Source organism: Streptomyces sp. NPDC002403 (assembly GCF_053593015.1).
The window spans coordinates 96,191-106,583 of the sequence record NZ_JBSFBQ010000026.1; the positions used below are offsets into that span (position 1 = coordinate 96,191).

Here is a 10,393-nt window from a genome sequence, read left to right on the forward strand (position 1 = left end):
CTCCAGGGCGGTGGTGTGGGGTCCGGTCGTCTGTCGGCTCGGCGACCGGACCCCGGGGGGGGTTACCGGCCGGCGGCCTTCGCCTTCGCGTGCTCGGCAGTGACCTTGGCCTGTGCGTCCCGGGCGGTCTCGCGGGCCTCGGCCACGCGCGTTGCTGCGGCGGCCTTCTCGGGCAGCGACCGGGCCGAAGAGACGTCCTTCTGAGCTGCGACCAGGTCGCTCTCTGCGCGCTGGCTTGCGGTGATCGCGGCCTCACGGGTGGGGCTGAGCTTGAACTTCATGGGTGGGTCCTTTCGTGGCTGTCGGGCGGGTACGGAGTCCGGTCGTCTGTCGGCTCGGCGGCCGGACCCCGCGGGAGGAGTGGTCAGTGGGTGAGGGGCTGGCGGGCCTCACGGTCGGCGAGCTGCCGATCCGGCAGCGTCATGCCGGGTCCGGGGCTGCGCGGCTGATCGGTCAGACCATGTCGCGGTACTCGTCGGCCATGTCGTTGGCGCGGGCGAGGTACTCGGCGGCCTGGCCGAGGAGGACGGCGCGCTTGCTGTCGTCCGTGGCCGCGTCGGCGTCGGCGAGGTACTGGCCGCCGGTCTCCAGTTCGTCACCGCCGTCGATCCCGGCGGCCTCGAAGTTCTCAGCGGCTACGGCCATCTGGTAGGTGAAGTCGCTGATGGTGGTGGCGGGCTGCTCCTCGGCGACGAACGCGATGCCAGCGGCGTACCGAGCGATGAGGGTGGCGGGGGTCAGGGGCTGGGTGCTGGTGGTCATGGGGCTGGTCCTTTCGGGGTCAGTGGCTGCTGATGGCACCGGAGGCTTCGCTGGCCGACTGATGCAATTTCGGATCAGTCAGATCGAACAGGGCGGTTTCGCCGTGTTGCTGGACGGCCTTCTGCTGGTTGAGGGGGAGGTTGCGGAGGCACGGGTTGGTGTCGGCGGCGCTGAGTCGGGCGATGAGGTGGGCGAGGGCGGTGAGGACGTCGGTGCCGTCAGAGGATCCGGCGAGGGCGGCGAGGAGGGTCTGGGTCTTGTCGGTGGTGTGGCGGTCGAGGGCGAGGAGTCGGATGCCGTTGCGGAGGTGGTCGATGCCGGGGTGGATGCCGGTCAGGTCGTCGAGGACGCCGGCGAGGTCGTCGTCGAGGGGCGGGACCTGGTTGCCGTCGGTGTGGACCGGCCCGTAGTCGCCCATCACAGGTCGCCTTCGGCGGTGATCTCGTCGAACGCGGCTACGGCCCGGTGCGGGTCCTGCTCGGCGATGGCCATCAGGTACTCGGTGTCGAGGCCGAGGCAGTGCTCCTCGAACTCCGCCTCAAGGTCCGGGTCGATGTCGGTGCTCGGCGCGGTGGGCTCGCTCTGCAGGTGCAGGTTCAGAGAGAGCGTGGACTCGGTGAGGGCGGTGACGGCCTTGTCGGAGAGGAGCGCCTCGCCGATGAAGTCACCGTCGGCGTTCCGCATGGTCAGGCGTGCGGCTGTCTTGGCGTCGGCGGGGCTGAGCCGCTGGAGCTGGGCCAGCAGGGCGAGGATGCGAAGTTCGCGGTCCATCTCACGCCACCTCCCCACGGATGACGGCCATCAGGAAGTCGTCGAGAACGATCGGGGCGACGTCCGGGCGGGTGGAGTCGTGGAGTTCAAGGTTCTGCCCGTTGTCGGCGGCGGTACGGATGGCGTCACCGTCGGGGTTCGCCATGTCGATGCGGGTCGTGTTCGCCATCTCAGGCCACCGCCTTGAGGACGAGGCTGCGCTCGACCGGGCCCGCGTTCAGACGCAGCTGGTTCATCACCAGGGCCGCCAACATCGGCATCAAGACCGCGTGGACCTGGCTGCCCTTGGCCTCATTGCACTCACTGCAGGCCAGCACCAGGTTCTTCACGGACCAGCCAGGGACAAGACTGCGCGGGAGGAGGTGATCGAACGTCGCCGGCCGGTAGGAGCAGAGACGCAGGTGGCAGTAGAAGCAGCGCCTACCGTCTCGCTTCTTCAGCGCTACCAGCTTGCGCACCCGCTTGGCCTTGTCGAGGCTCTGCCTTCGCTTCGGAGCGGCTGCGATCCATGCGTCCGGGACGGCAGTGAAGGTGTGGAGGAAAGCGGCCTCGACGGCTGCGATCAGCTGGGGATCGATCGGGAAGTCGGTGGTGTTCATGCCACCGCCTTGATGACGAGGCGGCCGTTGCCGCGCTTCACACCGGCGGCGATCAGCCGGCGAGGAGCGGGCACTGTGGCCGTGCGGCGCAGCGCCTCGTTGAAGTCGGTGTCGATGGTGCGTGCGGTGTGTCCGGCGGTGCCATTAGGCTTACTCACGCGGATCAACCTCCTGTATGCGCAGGTTGGGGCGGTTCGCCGGATCCTTTGGGGTCCCTGAAGGGCCTGGGTGTATGCGCACCTGGGCCTTTCGGCGTTTCTGGGCTCCCGCCGTTTCCGACATCCACAACGTAGCCCAAGTGACACCTCTAGCGCTAGTAGTAGCGCAACATGTGTCGATGGATTAACCTCTGGAGTGACACCGCTACTCACAATGGAGTGAGCAGTAACGCGACACAGAAGGGAGGTAGGCCATGGCGAAGACGCCTGGATCCGCGGAGATCGCCGCGTACTACCGACGGCAGATCCAGGACGGGACACTCAGACCTGGCGATGAGATGCCGAGCTATCGGGAAGCGACCGACCACTTCGGCGTAGCCCATACGACCGTCAACCGCGCATTCCGGGCCCTCAAGATGGAGGGCCTGGTACTCACCAGGCCAGGCAGCAAGACCGTCGTCGCCACGCCAGCCAGCACCAGTATCGGCAGCCGTGTGTCCATGCACGCCGCTACAGGTAGCGCCCTAGAAGCGGGCGAGTCCTCGCGCATCCTCGAAGTCGGAACCGTCGGCGCTGACGCACTGGTAGCCCCCCGGCTGGAGGTAGACCCGGGCACGCCCGTTCAGGTGCGCCGCCGGGTCGTAAGCAGGGGCGGCACACCTGTGCACCTGAGCAGCAGCTACTACCCCGCGTACGTAATCGCGGTGACTCCCGAGCTGAAGGAGCCGGTATCGACCGGGGCCTCGCGGGAGCTGGCCGCCTCACGTCTCGGTCTTGCTCAGGAACAGGTTCTTGAGGAGGTCACCAGCCGACTCGCGACGGAGCCGGAGAAGCAGGCCCTGGGACTGACCGCGACGGACGTGGTCGTCACCCAGGTCGTGCGCACGGTCACGTTGGAAGACGGCCGTGTCGTCGAGGTGGCCGTGAAGGTTGCAGAGGGTTCGACGATTCTCCGCTGGACCACTTCGCTACGCCCGCGGGAAGGGGCTGATAGCGCCTGAACCTGACGCGCCCGAGCACCCAGCCCGGACGCACGAACGGCCGACCGGTGTAGAGACCGGCCGACCGTCCTTTTGCACTACCGACCTGCGAAGTCGGCAGCACTGACGCACCAACCCTCATCAAAGGAAGGCCGTCGCTTTGAGACTACTTGTTGGCGTGACTCTCGCGTTCATTCGGGGCGCAAAAACAGCAGACCGGGGGCTCCGATGAAGGACCGAGACCCTCGCACGGTCACTGGAACCCCACCCGTAGTCACGTTTGCTACCGGAGCCGAGCTCCTCATGCGCCTCGGCCTGTGCCTGCACATGACCCGCGAAGGCGTCCGGCGCATCGCCTACAGGCATCCCGACTGGCCCTTTGGCATCGACCGCCCGTACCCGTACTGGGAAGTGGCACGGGCGGACGTCATGGAGACAGGACCGTTTTTGGAGTTCTTCCAGTCCCACCCCATCGTCGGCCGAGGCCCGGACAAGGCACCGCGGTCGACACGGAGCGCCTCATGAACCGGTTACGTCCCTGCATAACCGCGGTTCGCGGTAGTCCTGGACGCGCGAACGGCCGGCGGGGGCAGCACCCCGCCGGCCGTCCAAGCACAACAGCGGGTCGTACCCCGCTGCATCGAACGAGTCCCATACCTGAGAGCAGGTAGCTCATCCATGAGCAGAGTACCCGGGCGCAGCCCTACCCCTGCAAGCCCACGCTCCGTGATCTTCCGTACGGCGGGGGTGACCGAGTGAACGATGCCGAAGAGTTCGAGCAGGGCCGACGCGCCCCTTTCACCATGCTGGGCGACTGGGTTGCCGTCTCCGGGGTGGATCCGAACGCCCGATCTATCTACTGGGACATCAAGGCCCATGTGAACGAGAACCTGGGCACCGGAACCGCGTGGCCGCCGCGCGACTTCCTCGCGATGCTGGCCGGCGACAAGCAGGCCCGAACTATGGACCCCTACCTCCGCCAACTCGAGGCCATCAACGCCATTGGTGCGGAGCGGGAGCGGCACGTAGCCAAGATGCGCTCGAGGAACCTCTACAAGATTCACGACACGCCTCCCCGCGGTTGGGACGGGCCGTCGTCGCACGCCGAGGTCTGGGAGTGGCTTCGCGAGGACCCGGACGGGTGCAAGCAGTACTACGTCGACCGCAAGTCGTGGCTCAAGGACATCGAAGACGTCTGGTCTCGGATCAAACAGGACGAGAAGAGTCGGGGCGCCAAGCCTTCCGCTCCCGTGTCGAAGGTGGGCCATCGCGCTTGGCTGAAGGAGTGTCACAGGCTCTGGACGGCCCGCCGGAGGGGGCACCCCCTGTCGCCCCGTAGTGCGGTACAGCGCACTACGGAAAATGCAGGGGAGGGCGCCTCTGAGGAAGCTGGCCTCGCGGGGTCCAGTGAACGAGATTCTGGTAGTGCGGCACAGCGCACTACGCAGTGCGGTACAGCGCACCTCGGTAGTGCGGTGCAGCGCACTGGAACTACAAGTAAGGGAAACAAGAAAGAGAGAGAAGCTGATGCCCCTTCGGGGCGTAGCCCCGTGGACGAGCGAAGCTCCTCAACCTCAGGTAGTAGCGCGTGCGCGCGTGAAGGCGGCTCCGCCGCGTCCCGCAAGACCAGCCCCTCCCCCGCCAAGCACAACGAAACCCGCGGGCCGGCTCGAGGACAGGAGAGCGGCAGCAAGAAGGCGGCCCACACCCGGGAGCAGCTCGACGTTGTCCGCCGGGTGCGCGCCTTGTTCCCCCGTGAGCTCCTCGACGCCGAGGGTGGTCTCCCGGACGTCCCGACTCTGTCGTCGGCGATCCTGACGGCGATGGGTGAGGGCCGGACGGTGGAGCAGATGGGTGAGCGGATCTGGTACCGGTGGTCGAATCATGGGTTCGCGGACCAGTGGGCGGAGTTCGGCCGGTTCGAGAAGCCGGTCGGTGTTGCTGTCGCCTTGGTGCGGCCGCTGCGCCGCGGGGACCGGTTCGCTTGCCCGGACCTGCGGTGTGAGAACGGGGCCAGCCTGGACACCGGTGCGCCCTGCCGGCTGTGTGCGGAGCGGATCGCGGACTGGAAGGCGGAGCAGGCCCGGAAGTACGGCCCCAAGCCGTCTGGGGGCGCTAACTCCCGCGCGGGGGGCACGGATTCGCCAGATGCCCCGGTTCCGCTTCAGCGGGCCGTACAGCCCTCTTCGGAGCCTCGCTCGACGGAGGACTGGGCTGCCCAGGCGCGCGCTGAGGAGGCAGCTCGCAAGAAGGGCGAGTGCGACGGCCGCGACGGCATGTGTGGCCGCCTGCTGGCTCCGGGCCGCAGCTTGTGCGGGGACTGCGAAGACGAGGCCGCGGAGCAGTACTTCCTCGAGAACAAAGGCCTGCCCGCCCCGTTCTGACCAGCTGCGCAATACAGCAGGACGCCCCCGATCCTTTACCAAGGACGGGGGCGTCGGCACGCCCAGAACTAGCCCTGAGTTGAGCAGCAACACCTATGTGGGTGCTTCAGGCCAGAACTCGACTGCTTGTCCCGTCTCGTCGATATCCTGACGGCCACTCAGCAGGAGGGGACGCTATGGGGAAGCGTGACCAGCGCCGGAAGAGGCAGCGGGCGAAGCAGAAGGCAGCAGCGAAGCAGCTGCGCGTCTCTACGGGCACGCCAGCCGCACCTGAACGGGTGCTCTATCCCAACCTTGGCAAGCCTCTGATCGAGCTGCACTTCAACGACGACATCACCGATGACGCGAAGGCCCTCTGTCGGGCCTACTGGGAGTTCACCCAGCCCGGAACGTGGGCTCGGAACGTGGCTGAGATCGGGCAGACGACGTTCGTGTCGCGGACTGTGCGCACTGCTTGCCGGGTGTCCCTGCTCACCGTGGTCTGCCCCGAGTGCACAGCACCGCTCACGGTGACCAGCCGGTCCGAGATGTCCGCGACCGGGCACTGGAACGACGCCTTCCCTCAAGAGCCGGTGCCGGCTCGGGCGACCTGCCAGGACTGCCGCGAGAGCGCCCGGGTCGAAGCTGCTGCCGCGGCGGCCCTTGAGAAGCAACGCGCCGTCAAGGCGGCGGAACAGAAGATCGAGAGCGCGTCTCGCTGGCTGGCGCGCAGCCTGCGAGCCGACGAGCCGCTCGCCTACCCCGAACCCCGCCAGGCCCTCGCACTCCTTGCCGTCTCCGACATCCTGCAACGCGGCAATCTGGAGTCCCTCGGCCCCCTGAAGGGTCTGAAGTACACCGTCACCGGTTCCTCCAGTGGAGACATCGAGCTGGTCCGCGAGATGTACCAGGAGCACTGGCTCGCCGCTACGACGCCCGCTTCCCTTGACTCGTTCGCCTTCAATGACGACGGCGAAGCCACCAGCATGTACCTTGACGCCGTCTCGTGGACGTTCCCCCGCTGGCTCGGGCCCACCACCCGCGAGGCCATCACTGCCGTGACCAGGCAGCTGCGTGACTACCTCACCGAACACACGGCCGCGGTGGCTCAGATCGTTCAGCAGCTCGAGGCCGGCATGGCCGTCGACTATCTGAACGGACTCCTCACCAACCGGTATGACGAAACCCCCATCCCCGAGCACCGCCTCCCCGACGCGTACGACTTCGCTCTGAAAGCCATTCAGAACGGCTACGTCCTTGAGCAGGTGATCGCCGTGGCGTGGAGTGCAGCAGCCAGTTCCGTGGCGTGGGGGCAGCGCACCCCGGGCCTGAAGCCCGGTGCGGTCGCGTCCGCCTCCGTGACCAACCTCGAGCGCCGCATCGGCTACGCCAAGGACCGCCCTGTACCGCATTACGACGTACCCAACTCGGTGCCCCGCCCGGCCATGCACGGCACCGCAGTACGCTTCCTCGCCGAACGCGAAGAGGCCAGCACCGCCCTCACGCACTTCAAGACCCTCCACCAGCGCGTCAACAGCCGTGACACTCTGGAACTCGACCATGACCTCGCCGATTCCTCGGAAGTCGAGAAGGAACCGTTCGACAGGGACAAATGGCTGGCAGATCTACTTGAGGGAAAGAAGGAGCCGGACCACACACCGGCCGTCACATTTGCCTCCGTGCCGCCCACCGGCACCCTGTCCATCCTGACCGCCACCACGCGACAGATGCATCTTGAAGTCGGCACCATGACAGAGGGTCTCCCACTGGACGGCACTGCCACGCTCGACGCTCTGGTCCCTGTCTTTGAAGACCGAGAGACCCATAAGCCGAACCCCGTGGCCACCAGAATGGTGGAACTCCTGGGCGGCGGATACGGCATCGTCAACGGCACTGTGGTCTTCTTCCAGACCCGAAAGAAGGGACGTTCCCCACGCAACCTGGACGATGAACACCAGGCGCTGATCCGAGCAGCGCATACCGCAGCCACAACTTCAGCCAGCCACCCTGCGGAGTAGCACTCGCCCCAGAAGGGCCCGACGCGGCACGGCCCGCCCGCTACGCTGGCCACCTGACTGCGCGGGAGGAGACAGCCATGGGGCACGAGGACTGGACGGTGGACCGGCTACATGTCGCGCTTCCACATTCCGCGTCGAGGCAGCAGCTCCTCCAGGACGTGAACTTGACCCCGATCGAGGACCTGCCCGCGGTCTTGGACGGGTGGGCGGGTGCGGCTGAGGCACTTGAGGCGGCCCGGCCGATGATCGAGGCAGCCCGAATGAGCGTGGCGGCCCGAGGTGCTCTGCCTGACGGGCTCGAGGCCCGGGACGTGACCGTGGACATCCTGCGGGACGCTGGCCCCCGCCACGACCGCGACCAGGACCACGGGCACACCGGCGGCCAGGACCGTGGTCAGGGCGCAGCGTGACCTACCGGCTCCACTTCCCCGCAGACGTCTTCGACACGTACAAGCAGCTCCCCGAACTCGCCCGGCGGGACCTTGCCCTGGTGCTCGTCGACGCCCAGGAAGACCCGACCGCCGCGTCCGAGCCGTACGGGCAGGATGACGGCATCATCCGGACCGTCGCCCAAGGACACGTCACCGCGGTGATCCTCGTCGGCCGCGACACCCGCACCCTCACCGTCCTCGCCATCGCGTACGCCGGCCCGACCTGAACCGACCGCTGGATACCGCCCGGCTCCCTGACGCACTACCTCACCAATCCACGCCAAGGCCACTCCTGTCACCTCCAGGGGTGGCCTTCCGTCGTTTTCCGGCGGGCGGTCAGCACCCGCTGTAACGCTGGCCGCCGTACGCCCACACCCGATCAAGGAGTCGACCAATGGACCAAGAGCCCCGCCCCTCGAAATGGTCGCGGTGCGCCGAGTTCCTTGACAGCCTGATTCTGTGCTGCGACAAGGTGGTCGGGGCGCTGCGTGCGACGCGCAAGGCGGCCCAGGAGGCCACGAAGGCCTGGGGACACGCGCAGCCCATCGCAGCAGCGGTTGTGGCCCTGTTCAAGAAGCTATTCGGATCAGCCGATCCCGGTCTCGCCTGATTCACCGCGAGCTTTCGTGGCTGCGCAAGACCAGCCACCTGGGCTACACCCGCGTCGACGGCCCCCACCCCTTCGGCGCGGTGCTGCGCCTCCCGGAGCCGTTCAACCTGGACCTGGACACAGGCGGCCTGACGCCCGCCTGAGCACAGCGCGGGGGCGGCGTACGGTGGAGATATGGCCGGGCGGGTGCGCCGGTGCGCGTACATCAACTGTTCCAAGCCGCTGCCGGCGAGGGCCCGCAGCGACAGGCAGTTCTGCAGCCCAGCTTGCAAGGCGGCCGCGCGACGGTGGCGCCGCGACTACGCCGAGGCCGTCGCTATCGGCCTCTGGTACACCCTGGGCGTCGAGACCGAGCTCGTGACTCACTGTCCGGTGTGCGGCCGCAGGTTCGCTCTGGGGCACGGGCACCGCCGCGACGCCGTCTACGACCGCTCGGCGTGCCGGCAGGCGGCCCACCGAGCGCGTCACCGGACAGAGCAGGTACGCGAAAGCGTCACCCGTAACGGATCGCCGTACCCGCTTCAGGCCGCTGACCAGTGCTGACTCCGCTCAAGAAGAAGGCCAGGGCGTGCCAGTTCAGCCTGGACCCAAGGTGCTACTGCGCCGCAGCATGCCCCATGTGACGCCTGGGAGCACACCGGGCAGGTTCTTCCTCGCCCGGCACGGCCGGATCGCGCTCTACCCACCCCGACGAGCCGTGCGGACCCTGTGAAACATGGGGGATACCGGAAACACCACACCAGGTCCGGACAGTACTGACAACACGTTCCACGCCCTCCTCGAAGGCGCCACCGCCCCACGGCCACCCGCCCCGCCCGACTGCCCGTTCTGCGACCTCCCACAGGACCGCTACGCCACCCACTACGAAGGCCACTGGGTCCTCCTCGAACCCCGGATCCTCGTCCCCGCCCACACCGTGCCCCCACGACGGCGCTGGATCATCACCTCCGACGGGGCCGCGATGAACCTCTGGGACGCCGAACCCCTCCCCGGAACCCGGTGCCGCATCGCGCACCGCGTGGTCTGCCCCTACCTCCAGCCCGAAGACCCCTGGCCCTGGACCACCGCCCTCCGCCAGGAGAACAACCGACGAGCCCAGCGCCTGCTCAACCTCCCCGACGACTGGGCCCTCCCCGACGCCGGCTGACCGCAGCCGCCCGGCGTGACGCGCACCCTGCCCGGGGTGGGAGTCGTTGGACTGACGTGACCACTGACCAGGACTCCGACGGAGAGTCGTACGAATCCATCATCCGCGCGTATCACGCCGCACGGGACCGCTACCGCCATTCAAAGGAGGCGGAGGCCGCCGCCCTTGAGTCGCTGGCCACGTATGAACGAAAGGCAGCCGCGGCCCGCGCCAGAGTCGCGGAACTCGAAGCGAAACAGGCGGAATCGGACGCGATCACGGACTTCGCGACCCGCCGCCCGGACGTCATGGACCGTATCTCGCCGGCCCTCGCCGACCTGCTGCTACTGCGCGCCCGGTTCCCCGGCCTGTCTCCGGCCGAACAGTTCGCCGCGGCCGGGATGACTCCGGCTGACCTCGGACTGCTCGACAGCGATGTGCAGCACCTGGCGCTTATCCCGCGCGGCGGCGTTTCTTAGGCGGTGATCAGCTTTTCAACCCAGCCCCCTGTACCCCGGATCAGCGCTCTGGCCCGGGGTACAGCCGTGCCTCCACCAGCAACGCCGCCCGGCCCG

General features: G+C 67.7%; 15 protein-coding genes and 1 pseudogene. 9 read left to right on the top strand and 7 right to left on the bottom strand.

Translation table 11 applies throughout. The features are described 5' to 3' along the window. Positions 1-62 precede the first annotated feature (62 nt). From ACWCPY_RS26000 to ACWCPY_RS26030, 7 genes are all read right to left on the bottom strand, one after another. Entirely contained in the window at positions 63-281 is a 219-nt protein-coding gene (locus ACWCPY_RS26000; protein ID WP_451268778.1) for a hypothetical protein, read from the bottom strand. A 172-nt stretch (positions 282-453) separates the two neighbouring features. Next, positions 454-762: a hypothetical protein gene (locus ACWCPY_RS26005; protein WP_451268780.1), complete on the bottom strand. Its 309-nt coding sequence runs from the start codon at positions 760-762 to the stop codon at positions 454-456. Positions 763-781: 19 nt separating this feature from the next. Then, entirely contained in the window at positions 782-1,180 is a 399-nt protein-coding gene (locus tag ACWCPY_RS26010; protein ID WP_451268782.1) for a hypothetical protein, read from the bottom strand. Then, positions 1,180-1,533: a hypothetical protein gene (locus tag ACWCPY_RS26015; RefSeq protein WP_451268784.1), complete on the bottom strand. Its 354-nt coding sequence runs from the start codon at positions 1,531-1,533 to the stop codon at positions 1,180-1,182. The genes ACWCPY_RS26010 and ACWCPY_RS26015 overlap by 1 nt, the downstream gene beginning before the upstream one ends. Position 1,534: 1 nt before the next feature. Then, the gene (locus tag ACWCPY_RS26020; protein ID WP_451268786.1) at positions 1,535-1,702 is read right to left on the bottom strand and encodes a hypothetical protein; all 168 of its coding nucleotides are present in this window, start codon (positions 1,700-1,702) and stop codon (positions 1,535-1,537) included. A gap of 1 nt (position 1,703) precedes the next feature. Beyond that, on the bottom strand, positions 1,704-2,132 hold the full coding sequence (locus tag ACWCPY_RS26025) for an HNH endonuclease (protein ID WP_451268788.1): 429 nt from the start codon (positions 2,130-2,132) through the stop codon (positions 1,704-1,706). After that, positions 2,129-2,290, bottom strand: a complete 162-nt coding sequence (locus ACWCPY_RS26030) for a hypothetical protein (protein ID WP_451268790.1) — start codon at positions 2,288-2,290, stop codon at positions 2,129-2,131. The genes ACWCPY_RS26025 and ACWCPY_RS26030 overlap by 4 nt, the downstream gene beginning before the upstream one ends. Before the next feature lie 254 nt (positions 2,291-2,544). Between ACWCPY_RS26030 and ACWCPY_RS26035 the strand changes: the two genes are divergently transcribed. From ACWCPY_RS26035 to ACWCPY_RS26075, 9 genes and pseudogenes are all read left to right on the top strand, one after another. After that, positions 2,545-3,291, top strand: coding sequence for a GntR family transcriptional regulator (locus ACWCPY_RS26035; protein ID WP_451268792.1), 747 nt, complete (start codon positions 2,545-2,547; stop codon positions 3,289-3,291). Between the two features lie 734 nt (positions 3,292-4,025). Then, positions 4,026-5,654, top strand: a complete 1,629-nt coding sequence (locus ACWCPY_RS26040) for a hypothetical protein (protein ID WP_451268794.1) — start codon at positions 4,026-4,028, stop codon at positions 5,652-5,654. 176 nt (positions 5,655-5,830) lie between these two features. Further along, the gene (locus tag ACWCPY_RS26045) at positions 5,831-7,651 is read left to right on the top strand and encodes a hypothetical protein (protein WP_451268796.1); all 1,821 of its coding nucleotides are present in this window, start codon (positions 5,831-5,833) and stop codon (positions 7,649-7,651) included. A 77-nt stretch (positions 7,652-7,728) separates the two neighbouring features. Next, on the top strand, positions 7,729-8,061 hold the full coding sequence (locus ACWCPY_RS26050; RefSeq protein ID WP_451268798.1) for a hypothetical protein: 333 nt from the start codon (positions 7,729-7,731) through the stop codon (positions 8,059-8,061). Further along, positions 8,058-8,309: a hypothetical protein gene (locus ACWCPY_RS26055; RefSeq protein ID WP_451268800.1), complete on the top strand. Its 252-nt coding sequence runs from the start codon at positions 8,058-8,060 to the stop codon at positions 8,307-8,309. Before ACWCPY_RS26050 ends, ACWCPY_RS26055 begins: the two co-directional genes overlap by 4 nt. A gap of 167 nt (positions 8,310-8,476) precedes the next feature. Continuing rightward, positions 8,477-8,692: a hypothetical protein gene (locus ACWCPY_RS26060; RefSeq protein ID WP_451268824.1), complete on the top strand. Its 216-nt coding sequence runs from the start codon at positions 8,477-8,479 to the stop codon at positions 8,690-8,692. A 38-nt stretch (positions 8,693-8,730) separates the two neighbouring features. Further along, positions 8,731-8,835: pseudogene (locus ACWCPY_RS26065) on the top strand (Uma2 family endonuclease); the annotation flags it as partial. A gap of 572 nt (positions 8,836-9,407) precedes the next feature. Continuing rightward, positions 9,408-9,839 (top strand): DUF6083 domain-containing protein, encoded by a 432-nt coding sequence (locus ACWCPY_RS26070; protein WP_451268802.1) that lies wholly within the window; start codon positions 9,408-9,410, stop codon positions 9,837-9,839. 56 nt (positions 9,840-9,895) lie between these two features. Further along, positions 9,896-10,297 carry a hypothetical protein gene (locus ACWCPY_RS26075; RefSeq protein ID WP_451268804.1) on the top strand — a complete coding sequence of 134 codons (402 nt, stop codon included), beginning with the start codon at positions 9,896-9,898 and terminating at the stop codon, positions 10,295-10,297. Positions 10,298-10,393 lie beyond the last annotated feature (96 nt).

Bases quoted from the DNA above. Each gene is read 5' to 3' on its own strand.
- ACWCPY_RS26010 (WP_451268782.1), bottom strand. From the start codon at position 1,180: ATGGGCGACTACGGGCCGGTCCACACCGACGGCAACCAGGTCCCGCCC.
- ACWCPY_RS26025 (WP_451268788.1), bottom strand. From the start codon at position 2,132: ATGAACACCACCGACTTCCCGATCGATCCCCAGCTGATCGCAGCCGTC.
- ACWCPY_RS26070 (WP_451268802.1), top strand. From the start codon at position 9,408: ATGGGGGATACCGGAAACACCACACCAGGTCCGGACAGTACTGACAAC.
- ACWCPY_RS26045 (WP_451268796.1), top strand. From the start codon at position 5,831: ATGGGGAAGCGTGACCAGCGCCGGAAGAGGCAGCGGGCGAAGCAGAAG.
- ACWCPY_RS26015 (WP_451268784.1), bottom strand. From the start codon at position 1,533: ATGGACCGCGAACTTCGCATCCTCGCCCTGCTGGCCCAGCTCCAGCGG.
- ACWCPY_RS26035 (WP_451268792.1), top strand. From the start codon at position 2,545: ATGGCGAAGACGCCTGGATCCGCGGAGATCGCCGCGTACTACCGACGG.
- ACWCPY_RS26050 (WP_451268798.1), top strand. From the start codon at position 7,729: ATGGGGCACGAGGACTGGACGGTGGACCGGCTACATGTCGCGCTTCCA.
- ACWCPY_RS26005 (WP_451268780.1), bottom strand. From the start codon at position 762: ATGACCACCAGCACCCAGCCCCTGACCCCCGCCACCCTCATCGCTCGG.
- ACWCPY_RS26060 (WP_451268824.1), top strand. From the start codon at position 8,477: ATGGACCAAGAGCCCCGCCCCTCGAAATGGTCGCGGTGCGCCGAGTTC.
- ACWCPY_RS26000 (WP_451268778.1), bottom strand. From the start codon at position 281: ATGAAGTTCAAGCTCAGCCCCACCCGTGAGGCCGCGATCACCGCAAGC.
- ACWCPY_RS26020 (WP_451268786.1), bottom strand. From the start codon at position 1,702: ATGGCGAACACGACCCGCATCGACATGGCGAACCCCGACGGTGACGCC.